Below are 19,954 nucleotides of genomic sequence, written 5' to 3'. Positions count from 1 at the left end.
CACCCACGGCGCTCAGTCGAACGGCGCTCCAGTGGACCGGCGCTCAGAGCGGAGCGATTACTTGCCCTTGGCCGCTTCCTTGAGCTTGGAGCCCGCGGTGACCTTCACGCTGTAGCCGGCCGGGATGTTGATGGGCTCGCCGGTCTGCGGGTTGCGCGCGGTGCGAGCGGCACGGTGGGTGCGCTCGAAGGTCAGGAAGCCCGGGATGGTGACCTTCTCGTCGCCCTTGGCGACGATCTCGCCGACGGTCTCGGCGAACGCGGCCAGCACGGCGTCGGCGTCCTTGCGGGTCACCTCGGCGCGGTCGGCCAGCGCGGCCACCAGCTCACTGCGGTTCATGTTGTTACTCCCGTGTTTTTCTTGCCGTTGGGGTGTGCCACGCGGCGGATCCGCCCGAGGCACTGCGATGCCGATGCGCTCGCGCCCATGGGGGTGCCCCCGGGGGACGTAGTCCCTGGGGGAGCATCCTGCCCCTACCTGCGGCGGTAAAGCCAATCCGGCACCCGTAGGAGTCGTGAGAACACCCTGGGGAGTCACACGAAAGGCGCCCGCTCGGCGTCACCCTAGAGCGCGCCCGGCATCAGCTGGTTCCACGACGCGCCGGTGCACGGGCCGCCGTGGTGATCGTCACAGCCCTTGCACAGTACGGCACGCCGTCACCGAGCCGACGCCCGGCCGTCCCTTTCCCTTCACCGGCCGGGCGCGAGGGCGCCCGGCCGGATCCGGTGTACGCGGCTAGACCGTCGCCCCGGCCGCCTTCGCGGCCTCGCGGACGGCTCCGGCGACCGCGCCCGCGACCTTGTCGTTGAAGACGCTGGGGATGATGTAGTTCGGGTTCAGCTCGTCCTCGGTCACCACGTCGGCCAGGGCCTTCGCGGCGGCGAGCATCATCTCGGTGTTGACGGTGCGGGACTGGGCGTCCAGCAGGCCGCGGAAGACGCCCGGGAAGACCAGCACGTTGTTGATCTGGTTCGGGAAGTCGGAGCGGCCGGTGGCCACAACGGCCGCCGTCTGACGGGCGATTGCCGGGTCCACCTCGGGATCGGGGTTCGCGAGCGCGAACACGATCGCACCGTCGGCCATGGCGGCCACGTCGTCGCCGTCCAGCACGTTGGGAGCCGAGACACCGATGAACACGTCGGCGCCGCGCACGGCTTCCTTCAGGGTGCCGGTCAGGCCCTCGGGGTTGGTGTTGTCGGCGATCCAGCGCAGCGGCGAGTCGGCGGGGGCGTTCACCAGGTCCTCGCGGCCGGAGTGGACGACACCGTGGATGTCGGCGACGACGGCGTTCTTCACGCCCGCCGCGAGCAGCAGCTTGAGGATGGCCGTACCGGCCGCGCCGGCGCCGGACATGACGACCCGGATGTTCTCGATGGCCTTGTCCGTGACGCGCAGGGCGTTGGTCAGGGCGGCGAGGACGACGATGGCGGTGCCGTGCTGGTCGTCGTGGAAGACGGGGATGTCGAGGGCCTCGCGCAGCCGGGCCTCGATCTCGAAGCAGCGGGGCGCGGAGATGTCCTCCAGGTTGATGCCGGCGAACCCGGGGGCGATCGCCTTGACGATCTCCACGATCGCGTCGCTGTCCTGGGTGTCCAGGCAGATCGGCCAGGCGTCGATGCCGGCGAAGCGCTTGAAGAGGGCCGCCTTGCCCTCCATGACGGGCAGCGCGGCCTTGGGGCCGATGTTGCCGAGGCCGAGCACGGCGGAGCCGTCCGTCACGACCGCAACGGAGTTGCGCTTGATGGTCAGACGCCGGGCGTCCTCGGGGTTCTCGGCGATCGCCATGCAGACGCGGGCCACACCGGGCGTGTAGACCATGGAGAGGTCGTCACGGTTGCGGATGGGGTGCTTCGACGCCATCTCGATCTTGCCGCCGAGGTGCATCAGGAACGTACGGTCGGAGACCTTGCCCAGCGTGACGCCCTCGATGCCGCGGAGCTTCTCGACGATCTCCTCGGCGTGCGCGGTCGAGGTGGCCGCGATGGTGACGTCGATACGGAGCTTCTCGTGCCCGGACGCGGTGACGTCGAGGCCGGTCACCGAGCCTCCGGAGGACTCCACGGCGGTGGTGAGCTGCGAGACGGCGGTTCCGCTCGCGGGCACCTCCAACCGGATGGTCATCGAGTAGGAGACGCTGGGCGCCGTTGCCATGGCCGACTTCCTCTGCTTTCACCGTGTCACGAGTTGTGCCGTCCGATCGTCGCACCTACCCGTGAGTACGTGATAGTCGCCCGGCATTGCGGACGTTTTGTTCACAGCAGGCGCACGGCCAGGCGCGCGGTTTCGGAAAATCTCTTCCACCATACGAGAAACGATCAGGTGGGGGAAGGGGCGGGCGCGGCAACGAAAGAGGCCCCCGTCACATACGTGACGTGGGCCTCCCACGTTTGAGACACCGACCCGCCATGCTCGCCTCGCGGCAAGTGGTCCCTCGCAGGGACAAAGGTTGGGCCCGGGGGCTTGGATCGAGCCGGTGCCGTATCCAGGCTAACAAACGGATGCCGAGGACCATTCCCCCCGCGGGGAGTTCACAGGAAACTCAGTCTCTCAGCAGATCCGGCACCCCGGCCGCGTCCGGCTCGTCCCGCTCCCCCGACACCACCGTCAGCTGCTGGGTGGCCCGGGTCAGCGCCACGTACAGCACGCGCAGGCCGGCCGGGGACTCGTCGGCGATCTCCGCCGGGGACACGACCACGGTCGCGTCGTACTCCAGGCCCTTGGCCTCCAGGCTGCCGAGCGCCACCACCCGGTCGCCGAGCCCGGCCAGCCAGCGCCGGGCCTCCTCGCGCCGGTTCATGGCGACGACCACCCCGACGGTGCCGTCCACCAGGTCCAGCAGCCGCTCGGCCTCGGCCCGCACGGTCCGCTGCAGCGATTCCCGTACGACGGTGAAACGCGGCTCGACGCCGGTGGACCGCACGGCGCGGGGCGACTCGGAGCCGGGCATGGCGAGCGCGAGCACCTTGGCGGCCAGCTCGGCGATCTCGGCCGGGTTGCGGTAGTTCACGGTGAGCTGGAAGCGGCGCCGCGGGCGGGTGCCGAGAGCCTCGTCGCGGGCCTCGGCCGCCTCGTCCGGGTCGGACCAGGAGGACTGGGCCGGGTCGCCCACGACCGTCCAGGTGGCGTGCCGGCCCCGGCGGCCGACCATGCGCCACTGCATCGGCGTGAGGTCCTGCGCCTCGTCCACGATGACGTGCGCGTACTCGGTGCGCTCCTGCGCGAGCCGCTCGGCCCGCTCCCGCTGGGTCTCCTCGCGCACCGGCATCAGCTCCTCCAGGCCGGTGAGCTGGTCCAGCGGGTCCAGCTCGCGCCGCTTCTTCGGGCGGGCCGGGGCGCCGAGGATCGCCTGCAGCTCGTCCAGCATGGCGATGTCGTGCACGGAGAGGCCGTCCCGCTGGAGCGACCGGGCCACCTTGCGGATCTCGCCGGGGTTGAGGATGCGGCGGGCCCAGCGGCCGAGCCGCTTCTCGTCGGCCATCGCGGCGAGCACCGCCTTCGGCGTCAGCTCCGGCCACCAGGCGTCGAGGAACGCGATGAAGGGGTCCTCGCTCGTGACGTCCTCGTCGAAGGAGGAGCGCAGCTCGGCGGCCAGCTCGGGGTCGGTGTGCCGGGAGGCCCCGCCGGACTTCGCCCACAGGGCGTCCAGGAGCAGCTTGCGGGCGCGCGGGCGCAGCAGGTTGACGGGCGCGGTGCCGCCGAGGGCGGTACGGCGGACACGCTCCAGTTCCTGCGCCTCCAGCTCCAGCCGGCGCCCGAAGGCGACGACGCGGAGGCGGGAGGGCGGGCCGGTGACCGTCTGCGGCTCGGTGTCCTCGTCCCGCACCGGAGCGGTGGGCCCCAGCTCCAGGGCGCCCCGGGCAGCCTTCCGCAGCACCTTCAGCATGCGGTACGAGCCCTTGGCGCGGGCCACGGACGGGGAGTCGTACAGGGTGGCCTCGGCGCCGTCGACCAGCGAGCCGATCGCGCGGATCGCGACCTGGCCCTCCTCGCCGAGCGAGGGCAGCACGCCCTCGGTGTAGGCGACGAGCAGCGGGGTCGGGGACACGATCAGGATGCCGCCCGCGTATCTGCGTCTGTCCTGGTAGAGCAGGTAGGCGGCGCGGTGCAGGGCGACGGCGGTCTTGCCGGTGCCCGGACCGCCCTCGACATGGGTGACGGAGGCGGCGGGAGCGCGGATCACGAGGTCCTGCTCGGCCTGGATGGAGGAGACGATGTCCCGCATGGTGTGGCTGCGGGCCTGGCCGAGGGCGGCCATGAGGGCGCCGTCGCCGATGACGGGCAGCTCGCGGCCTTCGAGGCGGGCGGTCAGCTCGGGCCGCATCAGGTCGTCCTCGACACCGAGGACCCGGCGCCCCTTGGAGCGGATGACCCGGCGCCGTACCACCCGTCCGGGCTCGACCGGGGTGGCGCGGTAGAAGGGCGCGGCGGCGGGTGCCCGCCAGTCGATGACCAGCGGCGCGTAGTCCTGGTCGAGGACGCCGATGCGCCCGATGTGCAGGGTCTCGGCGATGTCGGCGGTGTTGTCCTCCCGCACGGCGCCTTCGGCGGGTTCCACGGCCGTGTAGGCGCCGTCGGGCCCCTTCTTCCCGTCCTTGCCGAGCAGCAGATCGATCCGCCCGAAGAGGAAGTCCTCGAACTCGTTGTTGAGCCGGTTCAGGTGGATGCCGGCCCGGAAGACCTGCGCGTCCCGCTCGGCCAGCGCACCCGGGGTGCCGACCTGGCCGCGCTTGGCCGCGTCGTTCATCAGGAACTCGGCCTCGTGGATCTTCTCTTCCAGCCGCCGGTACACCCGGTCCAGGTGTTCCTGTTCGACGCTGATCTCCCGGTCACGGACGGAATCGTGTGCGTCCTGTACCGAGCCGACCGCGGACTGCTGAAGCTGAGCGGCCACCGGGCCCCCTTCTGACGTGCTGGGCAGCCGTCAACCGTACGCGAAGGGGGCCCGTCGAAGCTACGCGTCCACTTGCACCAGCTTCTTGCCCTGGAAGGTCACGACCTCGAAGTGGTCGATCTCGTTCGGCTTGAAGGCCGCCGCACCGCCGATGTAGAGCGGCTTCCTGGACTCCGGGGTCTTCCCGTTCGGGATGCCGTAGCCCCAGTTCGGCACCGACCACGACGACATGGTCACGCGCTGTCCGTTCTTCGCGACGAGCACCAGGGAGCACTTCAGCGGTCCCGTCGCGTTCTTCAGCTCCAGGACGGCCTGCGTACCCCAGTCCTTCTGTTCCATCCCGACGGTGGCGCTGATGTGGGACGACGGATCCGTGGCCGACTTCTTGTCCGGCATGGACTGGAAGGTGGTCTGCGCGGCGGAGGCGGTGACCTGTCCCCCGCCACCGCCCGACCCGCTGTTCACGGCGACCGCCGCGAGCGGACCGGCGATGATCAGGGCAGCCGCCGCCGCGATCATGTAGAAGCTGCGCCGGCGCTTCTGGGCACGCTTCTCGGCGACCTCGTCGACCAGCTTCTCCACCAGCCGCGGACTGGGCTTGGCGGACAGCGAGTCGCCGATCGCGGGGGTACTGCCGGAGCCCGGCAGGTCCGCGAGCGCGGCCAGCATCGGCTCCATCCCGGCCAGCTCGTCCAGCTGCTGGGCGCACCATTCACAGCCGGCGAGGTGCGCCTCGAAAGCGGTTGCCTCGGCGTCGTCGAGAATCCCGAGGGCGTAGGCGCCGACGGTCTCGTGCTCGTTCGGCACCGAAGATCCCGATGGGGGGCTCATGGGTCCAGACATACCCGGACCACCCGCCCCGAATCCCTGCATCCCCCCGTATCCGCTGCTCATCACGCCGTCACCCCCCGCTCCTCCAGTGCCAGCTTCATCGATCGCAGGGCGTAGAACACCCGAGAGCGCACCGTGCCGCTGGGAATGCCCAGCGTCTCGGCCGCCTCATTGACCGTACGCCCCTTGAAGTACGTTTCGACGAGTACCTCCCGGTGCGCCGGGGTCAGGTCGTCGAGCGCGTCCGACAGCGTCATCAGCCACAGCGCCTTGTCGATCTCGTCCTCCGCGGGGATGACCTCCAGCGGCGACGGATCGACCTCCTGCGGCCGGGCCTGCCGGCTGCGGTGGCCGTCGATGACGATGCGGCGCGCGACCGTCACCAGCCAGGGGCGTACCGAACCGGTCGCCCGATTGAGCTGACCGGCGTTCTTCCAGGCACGGATGAGCGTTTCCTGTACGACGTCCTCGGCGCGCTGTCGGTCACCGGCGACGAGGCGCAGGACATACGCGAGCAAGGGTCCTGCGTGCTCTCGATACAGGGCACGCATCAACTCCTCGTCAGGTTCCGAGGGCTGTGAGGACATGCGATGTCGGGCCCTCGATCCACGTTCATTGGCCACGGCCGCATCCTTGCGCACGCCCACCTCCGGTGTCCGGGGGTTCCCCCAGTCGGTCGCTCGCCCACCCGTACGGAAGGGAGCGCCGGGGCGTTCAAACGGAGGTGACAGTTTTCTTCCGGGTGACGTGACGAGCGGGACATGCGCACACATTCCCACCGGCCGATCTTTACATTTCCGACACATCGCCGAGGGCTCCGGGAGGATTCCCGTGTAATGGGCACCTAAACCTGGTGTTACGGAAATCACGCCCGCGCGAGCGCCGCCCGCCGCCGGTGCCGGGCCACCCGCTCCCGGTTCCCGCAGACCTCGCTGGAGCACCACCGCCGGCGCCGCCCCCGGGAGGTGTCCAGGTACACGAGCGGGCAGCTGTCCCCCTCGCACTCCCGCACGGCCGCCCGCGCGACGGGATCGGTGAGCAGTTCCACGGCGTCCCGCGCGAGAAGTGCGAGCAGCCCCGCACAGGTCGGCGGATCGGCCAACTCCCGGACAAGACCGCCTGCTTCATCGCATACGGCGCACAGGGCCGGGGGTGCGCCGCGGGCGGCTTCGTTGACCCCTCCGAGCGCCCGCGCGTACGAGGACGTGTCCGGCACGCGGGAGCCGCCGCAGGAGGTGCGCACCAACAGCCCGATGTGCGCGCGCAGTTCCCGGAACCCGACGAGCCAGGAGGCGTCGACGCGATCCAGCGCCGCCCCCTTTGGCACCAGCCCGGCCCCGCCGATCCACATGCGCAACGCCTCGACGCCGTCCAGCCGTTCCGCCGGGTGCGTGGTCGCGAGGAGATCGAGACAGATCCGTCCGGCGTCGAACCGCAGCTCGTACGAGGGCGTGGCCGTACCCAGTGCCATGTGCCTGTCACCGCCTAGGCAGGAAGCGGGGGTCTCCTCCTCACAGTGCCCGCCCCGGGCTCCGGCCGGAACCCCTCGTACCGGCTGACCTGGACGCCCACGTATGCGGGTGCGCGCCTCGGCCATGTCCGGGAGCGGGGGTGCCCCGGTTGGCTGGAACCATGACGCACACGACTCGTACAGGGACGACACGGACAGGGGCCGCCGTCCTGATCGCGGCCACGGTCACCACGGGCCTGAGCGCCGGGGTCTTCTACGGCTTCGCCTGCGCGGTGATGCCGGCGCTGGCCCGCAGCGACGACCGGACGTACGTCGAGGTCATGCGGAACATCAACAGCGTGATCCAGAACCCGGTGTTCTTCGTGGGCTTCATGGGGGCGCTGTTGCTCACGGGCCTGTCGGCATGGCAGCTCAGGGGGACGGCGTGCGCCCGCTGGCTGCGGGCCGCCCTGCTGTCGTACGCCCTGGTCCTCCTGATCACGATGGCGTTCAACGTCCCGCTGAACAACGCCCTGGCGGCGAGGGGCACCCCGTCCGCCCTGCGCGAGCACTTCGAAGGCCCCTGGGTGGCGTGGAACGTGGTGCGGGCACTGGCCTCGACACTGGCACTCGGCCTCCTGACCCGGGCACTGATGCTGTACGGCCGCCCCGGCCGCCCCGGATGAGTACAGTCGGGCGATGCCCGAGCTGCAGCGGCTGCACGCCGACCACGCCCCGGCGGTCCTGGCCGGGCACGCCGCCGGCCACGGCGTGGCGACGGCGACCGTCCGGGAACTGTGCCGACTGGCGTCGGAACGCCATGGACTGCACACGATCAGGGCGGCCACAGCCCTGGAGAACACCGCGTCCCAGAGGGTCCTGACGAAGGCGGGGTTCACCCCGGCCGGTCCGGCCGACCCGTCCGACGTCGGGGGCAAGCCGGGTACGTGGTACACGCTCAGCCTTCGGTGAGGCGGAAAGCGGTGTCGCCGCGGTGGGCGGGCTTGTGCCGGGTGGGTGCGGGCACGGTGGGTTCGGGCATGACGGGGTTCCCCACCGACGGAGTGCGCCGCCGTTACGCGTCCGCGTACTTCGCGTCCGTCGCCGGGTCCAGGGCCAGCCGGTACCCCCGCTTGACCACCGTCTGGATCAGCTTCGGTGCGCCGAGGGCCGTGCGGAGGCGGGCCATCGCCGTCTCCACGGCGTGTTCGTCGCGGCCCGCGCCCGGCAGTGCGCGCAGGAGGTCCGCCCGGGGGACGACCCAGCCCGGGCGACGGGACAGGGCCCGCAGCAGCGACATCCCTGCCGGCGGGACCGGCTTGAGGGCGCCGTCCACCAGGACCGCGTGGCCGCGGATCTCCACCCGGTGCCCGGCGATCGGCAGGGCGCGGGCGCGGGCCGGGAGTTCCTTGCAGAGGAGCTGGACGAGGGGGCCCAGGCGGAAGCGTTCCGGCTGGATCGTGTCCACGCCCTGTGCCTGCAGGGGAACGGCGGTCACCGGGCCGACGCAGGCCGGCAGGACGTCGTGGGCGAGCGCCGGCAGGAGGTCCGGCAGGAGGCCCCGGGTCTCCGCCCGCTCCAGCAGGGACACCGCCGCCGGGGCGCTGGTGAACGTGAGCGCGTCCACGGACCGGGCGACGGTCGCGTCCAGGAGCCGGTCCAGCGGGGTGATGTCCTCCGGGGGCATCCAGCGGTACACCGGGACCGGGACCACCTCCGCTCCCCCGGCCCGCAGGGACTCGACAAAGCCCGGGAGCGGCTCACCGTGCAGCTGTACGGCTATACGGCGGCCGTCGACACCCTCCGCCAGGAGGCGGTCCAGGACCTCGGCCAGGGACTCCGAGCAGGGGGACCACTCCTCGGTCAGGCCGACCGCGCGGATCGCCCCCTTGACCTTGGGTCCCCGGGCCAGCAGCTCCGCGCCGCGCAGCCGCCCGAGCAGCTGCTCGCCGAGGCCCCAGCCGTCGGCGGCCTCGATCCAGCCGCGGAAACCGATCGCCGTGGTGGCCACGACCACGTCCGGCACCTGGTCGATGATCTCCTTCGTGGCGGCGAGGAGTTCACCGTCGTCGGCGAGCGGCACGATGCGCAGGGCGGGGGCGTGCAGGACGGCGGCACCACGCCGCTGGAGCAGGGCGCCCAGCTCGTCGGCCCGGCGCGCGGCGGTGACGCCCACGGTGAACCCCGCGAGCGGACCGTGCTCGCGGGCTCCGGGGTGCTGCTCTTCGTCGTACATGGGCTCTCCTAGCTGGCCGGCGCGCGAATCGAGCCTGTCAACGGCGCGTGACAGGCTCGGTTCGGCTTGATGTCACCGGTGTTACGTCACACTTCCGCGTAGCTGAGCTGCGGCTTTGTGTCCGCCGCCGACTCCGTCACAGGCTGCCCGGCCGGGCGGCGAAGGTATACGGCCCACGTCACCGCGAAGCAGACGCCGTAGAAGGCGAGGAAGGCGACGAACGCGCCGGTGCCGGAGGCGTAGGAGAGGAAGGACTGGCGGAAGGCGAGGTTGATGCCGACTCCGCCGAGCGCGCCGACCGCGCCGATGAGGCCCATGGAGGCGCCGGACAGGCGGCGGCCGTGGGCTGCGGCGGCCTCCCCTTCCAGCCCCTTGGCCAGGGCCTTCGCCTGGAAGATGCCCGGGATCATCTTGTACGTCGAGCCGTTGCCGAGGCCGCTGAGCACGAACAGGACGACGAAGACGGACACGAACAGCGGCAGTGACTTCCGGGTGCTCGCGACGATCAGGACGGCGGTCGCGGCGGCCATGCCGACGTAGTTCCACAGGGTGATGCGGGCGCCGCCGTAACGGTCGGCGAGCCGGCCGCCGAGGGGGCGGATCAGGGAGCCGAGGAGGGGGCCGATGAAGGTGAGGTAGGCCGCCTGGAGGGGGGTGCGGCCGAACTGGATCGTCAGGACCTGGCCGAAGGCGAAGCTGTAGCCGATGAAGGAGCCGAAGGTGCCGACGTAGAGGAAGGCCATGATCCAGGTGTGGGCGTCCTTCGCGGCGTCCTTGGCCGCGCCGGTGTCGTTCTTGACCGTCGCCAGGTTGTCCATGAAGGAGGCGGCGCACACGGCGGCCACGACGATCAGCGGGATGTACACGCCCAGCAGCACGCGCGGACCGCCGCTCGCGCCGATGACGGCGAGGGCGACGAGCTGGATGACCGGCACGCCGATGTTGCCGCCGCCCGCGTTGAGGCCGAGTGCCCAGCCCTTCTTCTTCAGCGGGAAGAAGGCGTTGATGTTGGTCATGGAGGAGGCGAAGTTGCCGCCGCCGATGCCGGCCAGCAGGCCGACCAGGAGGAACGTGGTGAAGGACGTGCCCGGCTTCATGACCGCGAACGCGGCGACCGTCGGGATGAGCAGCAGACTCGCCGAGACGATCGTCCAGTTGCGGCCGCCGAAGACGGCCACGGCGAAGGTGTAGGGGACGCGGACGGCGGCGCCGACGAGGGTGACCATCGAGGTCAGCAGGAACTTGTCGGCGGGGGTCAGGCCGTACTCGGGGCCCATGAAGAGGACGAGGACGGACCACAGGGTCCAGACCGAGAAGCCGATGTGCTCGGAGAGGACGGAGAACCAGAGGTTCCGGTTGGCGATCCGCTCGCCGGTCGCCTTCCAGAAACCCTCGTCCTCCGGGTCCCAGCGCTCGATCCAGCGGCCACCGCGACGGGTTGGGGCTGAGGGGGCTGGTGTTGGGGCTGGGGCTGTCATCGCGCCTCCACGGGGGCTACGGCTGCTCGGTCTGCCGTCGACCTGCCATCGACTGGCTCAGCCCGAAGGTAGGGAGGGCGCGTTTCCTGCCTGTGCCTGTGAATGACCGCGAGGGAACTTTGCTCTCACTCACCGCCCCTGTGCCCGGTGAGGGTCGGCCGGACCGGTCCGCTATGCCTGACCGGAGTAGTAGTCCGAGCAAGAGGCGTTGAGGTCCTTCACGGCGCAGGCCCGCAGCTTCACCGTGCTTCCTTCGGTGAGATTGCCCGTCTTGTACGGGCTGATGTAGGGGGCGCTGTGCCCGGCCGTGGAGACCGTGCGATCCGGTATGAGGATCGCCTCGACGCCCCAGCCGTCCGCGTACGAGTCGATCGCCTGCAGCGCGTCACCGGGGATGTCCGGCTCCAGGGGGTTTGCCTGCCAGTAGGCCATTCCGGCGTAGTGCCCCTTGTTGTAGACGACCACACCGAAGCTCTTGTTGGGGTCCCGCTGCACCTTGAAGGTGAAGTCGTCCACCGTCGTGGCACTGGCCGGAGAGGCGCCGGTGAAGAGTGCCGCACCGGCGACCAGGGCCGCCGCGGCGAGCATCGAGCCGGCTCGATTCGCGATCCGCACGTGTTCTCCTTGTCCTTGAAAGCACCCCGAGCGCCGCCTCGGCGAAGCTCGGACGATCAAGGTAGAGGAACCCCCACCGGAAGGCAATGCCTTTCTCTCGTCAACGCAAAGGCAAAGTAAAAAGCAAAAAGCCCCGTCGCTCTGAGCGACGGGGCTGTTGCCACATGGGGTACACCCCCCGGAGGGGGCATGGTGGAGATGGCGGGAATCGAACCCGCGTCCAACGGTGCGGAATCAGGGCTTCTCCGTGTGCAGTCCGCTTCGCTTTTCTCGGCCCCGGAGATCACGCGGACAAGTCTCCGACGGGCTCAGTCACTGTTTGGTTTCCCTCTTCACCCCGTGACCGGGATCAAGGTTTAGTTCCCTAGCTGATGCCAGGATCCGGGTCGGGAACAGCCCCGGGCTGACACTTCGCAAGTCGCTACTTAGGCAGCGAGGGCGAAGGAATCGCGCTTGGTGTTGGCGATTATTTTTTGCGACATATGGTTTACGAGATCATTGCCGCTTCCTCGACACGCTTCCCCTGCTTCGACAGCCGCTGTCGAAACCGATCATCCCCATGTTGATTTTTCAATCCCCTCCGTGGAGGAGCCGCGCACCCTCTGTGGAGTGCACTGCCATCGTACGTGACCAACGCACGACGATGCCAGCCTATTCCCCGGCGGCCGGCTAGACGCCGCGCTGCCTGCGCTTCGCCGCCGCGATCGCCCGGTCCGACTCCCGCCGGTCCTGCTTCTCCCGCAGCGTCTGCCGCTTGTCGTACTCCTTCTTGCCCCGTGCGAGCGCGATCTCGGCCTTCGCCCGGCCGTCCTTGAAGTAGATGGCGAGGGGCACGATCGTGTGACCCGTCTCCTGCGACTTCGACTCCAGCTTGTCGATCTCCTCGCGGTGCAGCAGCAGCTTGCGCTTGCGGCGCGCGGAGTGGTTGGTCCAGCTGCCCTGGTGATACTCGGGGATGTGGGCGTTGTGCAGCCACGCCTCCCCCCGGTCGATCTGGACGAAGCCGTCGGTCAGCGAGGTCCGTCCCTCGCGCAGCGACTTGACCTCGGTGCCGGTGAGCACGATCCCGGCCTCGTAGGTGTCGACGATCGCGTAGTCGTGCCGGGCCTTCTTGTTCTGGGCGACGATCTTGCGTTTGCCGCCCTTCTCGCCGTCCCTGGCCTTCGCGGCCCCGCCGCCCTGCTTGGGCTGGGACTCCTTCGGTACGTACATTCCCTTGCTCATAGTGCCGACCATTTTCGCACCACGCGGGGGGCATGCGTACAGCCGATTAACACGAGGCTACGACGGGTTGCCCAGGCCCGTGAGGACCGTCTGCGCCCGGGGCAGGGACTGCGCCGGCCCCGCCTCCAGGTCCGGCGTGATCCCCCGGCCGTCGACGGTGTGGCCGGAAGGGGTGCGGTAGTGGCCGACGGTCAGCTCGGCCACCGAGCCGTCGGGGAGTTTCGTCGGCATCTGGATGGAGCCCTTGCCGAAGGTGCGCGAGCCGATCACCACCGCGCGGCCCCGGTCCTGCAAGGCCCCGGTGAGCAGCTCGGCCGCGCTCATCGTGCCGCCGTCGACCAGGGTGACCAGCGGCCGGGCGGTGTCGCCGCCGGGCTCGGCGTGCAGGGAGCGCTGGGCGCCGTCGACGTCGTAGGTGGCGACCAGGCCGCCGTCGAGGAAGGCGGAGGAGGTCTCCACCGCCTCGGTGACCAGGCCGCCGGAGTTGCCGCGCAGGTCGAGGACGATCCCGCCGTCGGCCGCGACCTGCCGTACCGCGGCGTGCACGGCGTCCCCGGTGCCCTTGGTGAACGCGGCGATCCTGATGACGGTGACCCCTCCGGGCAGCCTGCTCACCGTCACGGAGTGGGTGGACAGGCTGGCCCGGCGCAGTTTCTCGGTCCACGCGCGCGTGCCGCGTTCGAGGCCCAGGGTGACGGTCGTACCGGCGGCCGCGTCGTCGGCGTCGCCGCGCAGCAGCGAGACGACCTCGGTGACCGGCCGTCCGTCGACCTTGCGGCCGTCGACGCTGCGCAGCCGGTCGCCCGTGCGGACCCCCGCCTCGGCGGCGGGCGAGCCGGGCTGCACCTTGGTCACCTCGATCCGGCCGCCCCGGTCGCTGCGCGCCCACAGTCCGACGCCGGTGTACCGGCCGTCGAGGGCGTCCTGGAACTCCTGGTACTCGCCTTCGGAGTAGACGGCTCCCCAGCGGTCCCCGCTGCGGCTGACGGCCCGCTCGGCGGCCTCCATCGGGGACTTGCCGTCGGCCATCGCCTCGGCGGCGGCCCTCTGCACGTCCTCCTGCCGGGTGGCCGAGGGCACGGGCCGGGAGGCGGCCCCGCGCGCGGGGGTACCGGTCTCCGGGAAGGAGCCGGTGGCGGCGCCGGTGACCAGGACGCCGGCGAAGACCAATGTCAGGGCGGCCCCGCGGCGGATGCGACGGGGCTCACCGAACAGGTCACGGCCTGACATGGCGGTGAGTCTAGGACAACGCGAAGGACCGTACGGCCGGATGTCCGTACGGTCCTCTTGGCATGCGTCACACCTTCAGGTACTTGCGCAGCGCGAAGAACGCCGCCAGCGACGGCATCACCACGCTCGTGGCGAGGATCAGCGGCAGCTTGGCCAACACCGCGTCCCAGCCGACGAAGTTGATGAGCTGGAGCTTGTGGGACAGGGCCATGCCGTGGTCGATGGTGAAGTACCGGCCGATCACCAGGGCCACACAGGCGAGCCCGCCGCCGATGAGCCCGGCGACCGCGGCCTCGGCGATGAACGGCGCCTGGATGTAGAAGCCCGAGGCGCCGACCAGCCGCATGATCCCGGTCTCACGCCGGCGGCTGAACGCCGAGACACGCACGGTGTTGACGATCAGCAGCAGGGCGACGACCAGCATCAGCGCCATCACACCGAGCGCGCCCCGGTTCATCAGGTTCAGCAGCGTGAAGAGGTTGTCCAGGATGCCCTTCTGGTCCTGCACGGACTGCACACCGGCGCGTCCGTTGAAGGCCGACGCGATGACCTGGTACTTCTGCGGGTCCTTGAGCTTGATCCGGTACGACTCCTGCATCTGGTCCGGCGTGAGCGAACCGGCCAGCGGGGAGTTGCCGAACTGCTCCTTGTAGTGCTTGTAGGCCTGGTCCTGCGACTCGTAGGAGACCTTCTCGACGACCGACGTCATCTTGTTCAGGTCACCGAGGATCTGCTTCTTCTGGTCCTCCGTGACCGCGCCCTTGGCGCAGTTGACGTCCGATTCGGCGTCGTGCTTGTTGCACAGGAAGATCGAGACGTTGACCTTGTCGTACCAGTAGCCCTTCATGGTGCTCACCTGGTCGCTCATCAGCAGCGAGCCGCCGAAGAGGGCCAGGGACAGGGCGACCGAGACGATGACGGCGAAGGTCATCGTCAGATTGCGGCGGAGACCGACACCGATCTCCGACAGGACGAACTGGGCGCGCATGGCGTCTGGTCGAGCCTTTCCGTCGTGAACTTGCTTAGTGCTGGTAGCCGTAGACGCCGCGGGCCTGGTCGCGGACGAGGCGGCCCTTCTCCAGCTCGATGACGCGCTTGCGCATCTGGTCCACGATGTTCTGATCGTGTGTCGCCATGATGACCGTGGTGCCCGTCCGGTTGATGCGGTCGAGCAGCTTCATGATGCCGACGGAGGTCTGCGGGTCGAGGTTGCCGGTGGGCTCGTCGGCGATCAGCAGCTTGGGCCGGTTGACGAAGGCCCGCGCGATGGCCACGCGCTGCTGCTCACCACCGGACAGCTCGCCCGGCATCCGGTCCTCCTTGCCGCCGAGCCCGACGAGATCGAGCACCTGCGGCACGGACTTGCGGATCTCGCCGCGGGACTTGCCGATGACCTCCTGGGCGAAGGCCACGTTCTCCGCGACGGTCTTGTTCGGCAGGAGCCGGAAGTCCTGGAACACCGTCCCCAGCTGGCGGCGCATCTGCGGCACCTTCCAGTTGGAGAGGCGCGCGAGGTCCTTGCCCAGGACGTGCACCTGGCCGTGGCTGCACCGCTCCTCGCGGAGGACGAGCCGCAGGAAGGTGGACTTTCCGGAGCCGGAGGACCCCACGAGGAACACGAACTCGCCCTTCTCCACCTCCAGGGAGACATCCCTGAGTGCGGGGCGGGTCTGCTTGGGGTAGACCTTGGAGACGTTGTCGAATCGGATCACGGATGCACCACGGGTCGCCGGGGGTAGATGAGCGTGACCATACGCGAACCGGGTGTGCAAGTGCAGTCGCAGGACGAGGTTGGGTAAGGCTTGTACGTTTTTGTACCGGTCCCTGTCCTTGCCCGGCTCTCCCAGGCCCCGCGCACGCACCCCGCGAACCTGGCACAGTGGAGGGGGGAACGTTCTGGTTCCCGTGAGCGTTGTACGAGCGATGGCCGGTGCAAGGAGGGCGAGCGCATGACGTACGACCGGTTGGTGTGCGCGAACTGCGCGGCGCCCGTGAGCGAGGGCCGGTGCCCGGTGTGCCGTGCCAACCGCGAGCGACTGCAGCAAGAAGGCTTTCTGGGCGGGGTGAACCCGATGGCGCTGATCGCGCTGCTGGCGGTACTGATCGCCGCGGTGGCGCTGCTGGCGCACCAGACCGCGTGACAAAGCGTGTGAGAAACAACGCGTGCGAAGACGGCGCGTGAGAAAACTCTGAGAAACGCGTCAGGGCCCGGAGCGCCGAGCTCCGGGCCCTTCGGCATGCGCGATGCGTGCGCAGCGTGACCGTGGGGTTACGGTCAGGCCGCGGCGCCGCCGCGACCGTTCACCAGACGCGGCAGGACGCGGAAGCCGACGCCGCCGGCGATCATCGTCGCGGCACCGATGACCAGGAACGCGGTCTGGCCGGCACCGGTTTCGGCGAGCTGCTTGCCGCTGCCCTTGCCCTGGGCCTGGGTGTCGGAGCCGGTGTCGGTGAGCTCCGAGGAGCCCTCCTCCTGCGAGGCGTTGTTGTTGCCGCCCTGCGGGGTGTCGTGGTTGCCGCCGGTGCCGGAGCCGCCACCGGTGCCGTGGCCACCCGTGCTGCCGCCGCCGGAGGTGCCGGAGCCACCGCCGGTCGTGGTGCCGCCGTCGGTCGTCCCCCCGTTCGTGGTGCCGCCGTTCGTCGTGCCACCGTTCGTGGTGCCGCCGTCGGTCGTCCCCCCGTTCGTGGTGCCGCCGTTCGTGGTGCCACCGTTCGTCGTCCCACCGTTCGTGGTGCCGCCGTTCGTGGTGCCACCGTTCGTGGTGCCGCCGTCGGTCGTCCCCCCGTCGGTCGTGCCGCCGTCGGTCGTCCCACCGTCCGTGGTCCCACCGTCGGTCGTGCCGCCGTCGGTCGTGCCACCGTCCGTGGTCCCACCGATGGTGACGGTGCCGCCGTCGGTCGTCCCACCGTCGGTCGTCCCACCGTCCGTGGTCCCACCGTCCGTGGTCCCGCCGTCGGTCGTGCCGCCGTCGTTGGTGCCACCGTCCGTGGTGCAGACGGCGATCGGGCAGCCGCCGTCGGTGGTGCCGCCGTCGGTGCCGCCGTCGTCACCCGCGGTGTTCGTGTGGGCGCCCAGGCTGATCGGACCCGCCTGGACGTCGAGGTCCAGGGCGGATGCCGCACCGGCTGCGGTCAAGGACGCACCGGCCGCGATCACGGCGCCCGCGGCTATCCGCGCGACCCGGATCCGCGTCTTCTTCGTCATGTGGTTGCTACCCCCAGTAGCTGTTCGTCAATGAGGCGGCGCGTGGGGCGTGCCGTGATCGACGGAGGCAGCTGGCGACGAAGTACGCGTCTCGATCCCCCGGTTCACATGCGCCCCAGATGTACGCATGCCGCGCCTCACCCTTCCGATTTTTCAAAGCAACGTCAAGGGCGTTGCGGGCGCGATGTCCATTGGGGTGGCGTTTGGGGGGAGTTGAAACCTGTGAGTGTGATGTAAAACCCAGACAAAAGACAACTGCCGCCTCTCGGGCGGCAGTTGTCAGACCGGTTTCCTTGTCGACAAACCTACTTCTCCTGCTGCTTGCGCCAGCGAATACCGGCCTCCAGGAAGCCGTCGATCTCACCGTTGAACACGGCCTCGGGGTTGCCGACTTCGAACTCGGTCCGCAGGTCCTTGACCATCTGGTAGGGGTGCAGCACGTACGACCGCATCTGGTTGCCCCAGGAGTTGCCGCCGTCGCCCTTGAGGGCGTCCATCTTGGCCTGCTCCTCCTGCCGGCGGCGCTCCAGCAGCTTGGCCTGGAGGACGTTCATCGCCGTGGCCTTGTTCTGGATCTGCGAGCGCTCGTTCTGGCACGAGACGACGATGCCGGTGGGGAGGTGGGTGATGCGCACCGCCGAGTCGGTGGTGTTCACGCCCTGACCACCCGGCCCGGAGGAGCGGTACACGTCGATCCGGAGGTCGCTCTCGTCGATCTCGACGTGGTCGGACTGCTCGACGACGGGCAGCACCTCGACACCCGCGAAGGAGGTCTGGCGGCGGCCCTGGTTGTCGAAGGGCGAGATGCGCACCAGACGGTGCGTGCCCTGCTCGACGGAGAGGGTGCCGTAGGCGTACGGCGCCTGCACGGAGAAGGTGGTCGACTTGATGCCGGCCTCTTCGGCGTACGACGTCTCGATGAGCTCGGTCTTGTAGCCGCGCTGCTCGGCCCAGCGCAGGTACATGCGCTGCAGCTTCTCGGCGAAGTCGGCGGCGTCGACGCCACCGGCCTCGGCGCGGATGTTGACGAGCGCCTCACGGGCGTCGTACTCGCCGGACAGGAGGGTGCGAACCTCCATCTCGTCCAGCGACTTCTTCACCGCGGCCAGCTCGGCCTCGGCCTCGGCCCGGGTGTCCGGGTCGTCCTCCTCCTCGGCCATCTCGAAGAGGACGGCGAGATCGTCGATCCGGCCGCGCAGCGCCTCCGCCTTCCTGACCTCGGCCTGGAGGTGGGAGAGCTTGCTGGTGATCTTCTGCGCCTCGTCCGGGTTGTCCCAGAGGGACGGCGCGGCCGCCTGCTCCTCGAGCACGGCGATGTCTGCCCTCAGCTTGTCGAGGTCCAGGACGGCCTCGATCGACTCCATGGTCGAGGAGAGGGACTTCAGCTCTTCGGATACATCGACGACTGCCACGCATCCAGCGTAACGGCTCCGCCGAGCGCCGAGGGTCGAGTGTGTCCCAGCCGACGGGGCGCCCGGCCCCGCACCCGCCACCCCGGGCTCCGCCCTCCGGGCGGGGTCAGGGGGCCGAGGTGCTGTGGGTGTTCCGCGGTGCGTCCGAGTCCCCGTCGCCGGACGCGAGCCACGCGCCGACGCCCACCACAGCGGCCAGGACCACGCCGGCCACTCCCAGCGTCACCCTGCGCCGCCGTACCGTCGCGCGGTGGCGGGCCGACCCCGGCCTGGGCGTACCGGTGGCGCGGGGAGCGCGCGCCGTACCGTGCGCGCCCCCCGCCAGCTCGTCCGGCGCCGGCACCCGCATCGACGTGTGCGTGTCCCGGTTGGAGTCCGGCTTGGCCCCGGGGACGAGGGGCACGGCCCCCCGCCGCCGTACCGGCTCGCCGGGCGGAGCCGAGGGCTGGGGCTCCTCGGCGGCCTCCTCGGAGAGGTCCGGCTCGTCCACGTCCAGCGGCGGCATCCCCGCCAGCGTGGGCAGCTGCTCGCGCAGCCGCGCCGCCAGCTCCGAGGCGCGCAGCCGGGACGCGGGCGCCTTGGCCAGGCACTGCACGATCAGCTGCCACAGCTCTTCGGGGATCCCGGGCAGCGGTACGACGGTCTCGGTGACGTGGCGTCGAAGCACCGCGCCGGGGTGGCCGCCGCCGAAGGGGGTGAACCCGGCCAGCAGCTCGTACAGGACGGTCGCGAGGGCGTAGATGTCCACGGCCGCGCGCGGCGGCAGGCCCTCGACGATCTCGGGGGCCAGGTAGTCCGGCGTACCGATGATCTTCGTGGCGCGGGTCCGCTTCGGCGAGTCGATCAGCTTGGCGACGCCGAAGTCGGTCAGCAGCGCCGGGTGGGCGCCGCCCGGGCCGAGCGGGCCCTGCATGTCCAGCAGGACGTTCTCGGGCTTCACGTCCCGGTGCACGACCCCGGCCGCGTGGGCCGCCGCCAGCGCGTCGGCGATGTCGGCGACGATCGCCACGGCCGCCTCGGGGGCGAGCCGTCGTTCGCGCTCCAGACGGGTGCGCAGGTCGGTGCCGCGCACGAGGTCCATGACCAGGGCCAGGTCGTTGCCGTCCACCACCAGATCGCGCACGGTGACGATGCGCGGGTGCTCCAGACCGAGCAGCGCGGTGCGCTCGTGGACGAAGCGTGCGACGAGCTCCTGGTCGGAGGCGAGGTCCTCGCGCAGCAGCTTGACGGCGACGGGGCCCTCCGGTCCCTCGCCCAGCCACACCGTGCCGGCGCTGCCCCGCCCCAGGATCTGGTTGGCGGTGTACCGGCTGCCGATCTTCCGTGCCAAGGCTGCTCCTACAGACGCGTGTTGTCGCTAAAACTACGCGTCCGATGAGCCA

The 19,954-nt window shown here is 70.3% G+C and carries 18 protein-coding genes, 1 other RNA gene and 1 pseudogene; 3 read left to right on the top strand and 17 right to left on the bottom strand.

All coding sequences use genetic code 11. The annotated features are described in order from the left end of the window. Nucleotides 1–57: 57 nt before the first annotated feature. The 6 genes from ACWC94_RS29420 to ACWC94_RS29395 all read right to left on the bottom strand — a co-directional run bounded on the left by ACWC94_RS29420 (nucleotide 58) and on the right by ACWC94_RS29395 (nucleotide 7,193). A complete protein-coding gene (locus tag ACWC94_RS29420; protein WP_023550134.1) occupies nucleotides 58–339 on the bottom strand; it encodes an HU family DNA-binding protein in 282 nt (93 codons plus the stop codon). A gap of 396 nt (nucleotides 340–735) precedes the next feature. Further along, nucleotides 736–2,151, bottom strand: a complete 1,416-nt coding sequence (locus tag ACWC94_RS29415) for a malic enzyme-like NAD(P)-binding protein (RefSeq protein WP_450800216.1) — start codon at nucleotides 2,149–2,151, stop codon at nucleotides 736–738. Nucleotides 2,152–2,539: 388 nt separating this feature from the next. Next, nucleotides 2,540–4,891, bottom strand: coding sequence for a HelD family protein (locus ACWC94_RS29410; protein ID WP_450800215.1), 2,352 nt, complete (start codon nucleotides 4,889–4,891; stop codon nucleotides 2,540–2,542). 60 nt (nucleotides 4,892–4,951) lie between these two features. Next, nucleotides 4,952–5,698: an anti-sigma factor family protein gene (locus ACWC94_RS29405; RefSeq protein ID WP_450800214.1), complete on the bottom strand. Its 747-nt coding sequence runs from the start codon at nucleotides 5,696–5,698 to the stop codon at nucleotides 4,952–4,954. A gap of 86 nt (nucleotides 5,699–5,784) precedes the next feature. Continuing rightward, entirely contained in the window at nucleotides 5,785–6,369 is a 585-nt protein-coding gene (locus tag ACWC94_RS29400; RefSeq protein WP_030167252.1) for a sigma-70 family RNA polymerase sigma factor, read from the bottom strand. A 218-nt stretch (nucleotides 6,370–6,587) separates the two neighbouring features. Then, nucleotides 6,588–7,193 (bottom strand): CGNR zinc finger domain-containing protein, encoded by a 606-nt coding sequence (locus ACWC94_RS29395; RefSeq protein ID WP_450800213.1) that lies wholly within the window; start codon nucleotides 7,191–7,193, stop codon nucleotides 6,588–6,590. A 161-nt stretch (nucleotides 7,194–7,354) separates the two neighbouring features. Between ACWC94_RS29395 and ACWC94_RS29390 the strand changes: the two genes are divergently transcribed. Together ACWC94_RS29390 and ACWC94_RS29385 are read left to right on the top strand one after the other, a co-directional pair. Continuing rightward, nucleotides 7,355–7,858, top strand: coding sequence for an anthrone oxygenase family protein (locus ACWC94_RS29390; RefSeq protein ID WP_450800212.1), 504 nt, complete (start codon nucleotides 7,355–7,357; stop codon nucleotides 7,856–7,858). A gap of 58 nt (nucleotides 7,859–7,916) precedes the next feature. Then, nucleotides 7,917–8,144 (top strand): annotated as a pseudogene (locus tag ACWC94_RS29385) (GNAT family N-acetyltransferase); the annotation flags it as partial. A gap of 103 nt (nucleotides 8,145–8,247) precedes the next feature. Here the strand turns inward: ACWC94_RS29385 and ACWC94_RS29380 are convergent. The 8 genes from ACWC94_RS29380 to ftsE form a co-directional block, all read right to left on the bottom strand. Beyond that, nucleotides 8,248–9,408, bottom strand: coding sequence for a uroporphyrinogen-III synthase (locus ACWC94_RS29380; protein WP_450800211.1), 1,161 nt, complete (start codon nucleotides 9,406–9,408; stop codon nucleotides 8,248–8,250). Between the two features lie 86 nt (nucleotides 9,409–9,494). Further along, entirely contained in the window at nucleotides 9,495–10,886 is a 1,392-nt protein-coding gene (locus tag ACWC94_RS29375; protein WP_450800210.1) for a nitrate/nitrite transporter, read from the bottom strand. Nucleotides 10,887–11,057: 171 nt separating this feature from the next. After that, nucleotides 11,058–11,501, bottom strand: a complete 444-nt coding sequence (locus tag ACWC94_RS29370) for a hypothetical protein (RefSeq protein ID WP_450800209.1) — start codon at nucleotides 11,499–11,501, stop codon at nucleotides 11,058–11,060. A gap of 190 nt (nucleotides 11,502–11,691) precedes the next feature. Next, nucleotides 11,692–12,060, bottom strand: a transfer-messenger RNA (tmRNA) gene (gene ssrA, locus ACWC94_RS29365). A gap of 110 nt (nucleotides 12,061–12,170) precedes the next feature. Beyond that, entirely contained in the window at nucleotides 12,171–12,713 is a 543-nt protein-coding gene (smpB, locus tag ACWC94_RS29360; protein ID WP_450800268.1) for an SsrA-binding protein SmpB, read from the bottom strand. A gap of 69 nt (nucleotides 12,714–12,782) precedes the next feature. Continuing rightward, nucleotides 12,783–13,955 (bottom strand): S41 family peptidase, encoded by a 1,173-nt coding sequence (locus tag ACWC94_RS29355; RefSeq protein WP_450800208.1) that lies wholly within the window; start codon nucleotides 13,953–13,955, stop codon nucleotides 12,783–12,785. Nucleotides 13,956–14,022: 67 nt separating this feature from the next. Then, nucleotides 14,023–14,943 carry a permease-like cell division protein FtsX gene (gene ftsX / locus ACWC94_RS29350; protein WP_450800207.1) on the bottom strand — a complete coding sequence of 307 codons (921 nt, stop codon included), beginning with the start codon at nucleotides 14,941–14,943 and terminating at the stop codon, nucleotides 14,023–14,025. 34 nt (nucleotides 14,944–14,977) lie between these two features. Next, nucleotides 14,978–15,667, bottom strand: coding sequence for a cell division ATP-binding protein FtsE (ftsE, locus tag ACWC94_RS29345; RefSeq protein WP_031159396.1), 690 nt, complete (start codon nucleotides 15,665–15,667; stop codon nucleotides 14,978–14,980). 237 nt (nucleotides 15,668–15,904) lie between these two features. Between ftsE and ACWC94_RS29340 the strand changes: the two genes are divergently transcribed. Then, a complete protein-coding gene (locus ACWC94_RS29340; RefSeq protein WP_023550109.1) occupies nucleotides 15,905–16,096 on the top strand; it encodes a hypothetical protein in 192 nt (63 codons plus the stop codon). Between the two features lie 134 nt (nucleotides 16,097–16,230). Here the strand turns inward: ACWC94_RS29340 and ACWC94_RS29335 are convergent, their stop codons facing one another. The 3 genes from ACWC94_RS29335 to ACWC94_RS29325 form a co-directional block, all read right to left on the bottom strand. Beyond that, complete coding sequence (locus ACWC94_RS29335) at nucleotides 16,231–17,160, bottom strand: hypothetical protein (protein ID WP_450800206.1); 930 nt, start codon at nucleotides 17,158–17,160, stop codon at nucleotides 16,231–16,233. A 305-nt stretch (nucleotides 17,161–17,465) separates the two neighbouring features. Beyond that, nucleotides 17,466–18,572: a peptide chain release factor 2 gene (prfB, locus tag ACWC94_RS29330; RefSeq protein ID WP_450800204.1), complete on the bottom strand. Its 1,107-nt coding sequence runs from the start codon at nucleotides 18,570–18,572 to the stop codon at nucleotides 17,466–17,468. Nucleotides 18,573–18,678: 106 nt separating this feature from the next. Beyond that, complete coding sequence (locus ACWC94_RS29325) at nucleotides 18,679–19,902, bottom strand: serine/threonine-protein kinase (RefSeq protein WP_450800202.1); 1,224 nt, start codon at nucleotides 19,900–19,902, stop codon at nucleotides 18,679–18,681. Nucleotides 19,903–19,954: the final 52 nt, after the last annotated feature.

It is taken from the genome of Streptomyces sp. NPDC001135 (assembly GCF_053598395.1).
Note: the sequence above shows the minus strand (reverse complement) of the source record. Positions and strands in the feature narration are given on the sequence as shown.

Coding starts and splice junctions, on each gene's coding strand:
- ACWC94_RS29420 (WP_023550134.1), bottom strand. CDS start 339: ATGAACCGCAGTGAGCTGGTGGCCGCGCTGGCCGACCGCGCCGAGGTG.
- ACWC94_RS29415 (WP_450800216.1), bottom strand. CDS start 2,151: ATGGCAACGGCGCCCAGCGTCTCCTACTCGATGACCATCCGGTTGGAG.
- ACWC94_RS29395 (WP_450800213.1), bottom strand. CDS start 7,193: ATGGCACTGGGTACGGCCACGCCCTCGTACGAGCTGCGGTTCGACGCC.
- ACWC94_RS29390 (WP_450800212.1), top strand. CDS start 7,355: ATGACGCACACGACTCGTACAGGGACGACACGGACAGGGGCCGCCGTC.
- ACWC94_RS29380 (WP_450800211.1), bottom strand. CDS start 9,408: ATGTACGACGAAGAGCAGCACCCCGGAGCCCGCGAGCACGGTCCGCTC.
- ACWC94_RS29375 (WP_450800210.1), bottom strand. CDS start 10,886: ATGACAGCCCCAGCCCCAACACCAGCCCCCTCAGCCCCAACCCGTCGC.
- smpB (WP_450800268.1), bottom strand. CDS start 12,713: ATGTACGTACCGAAGGAGTCCCAGCCCAAGCAGGGCGGCGGGGCCGCG.
- ACWC94_RS29355 (WP_450800208.1), bottom strand. CDS start 13,955: ATGTCAGGCCGTGACCTGTTCGGTGAGCCCCGTCGCATCCGCCGCGGG.
- ftsX (WP_450800207.1), bottom strand. CDS start 14,943: ATGCGCGCCCAGTTCGTCCTGTCGGAGATCGGTGTCGGTCTCCGCCGC.
- ACWC94_RS29340 (WP_023550109.1), top strand. CDS start 15,905: ATGACGTACGACCGGTTGGTGTGCGCGAACTGCGCGGCGCCCGTGAGC.
- ACWC94_RS29335 (WP_450800206.1), bottom strand. CDS start 17,160: ATGACGAAGAAGACGCGGATCCGGGTCGCGCGGATAGCCGCGGGCGCC.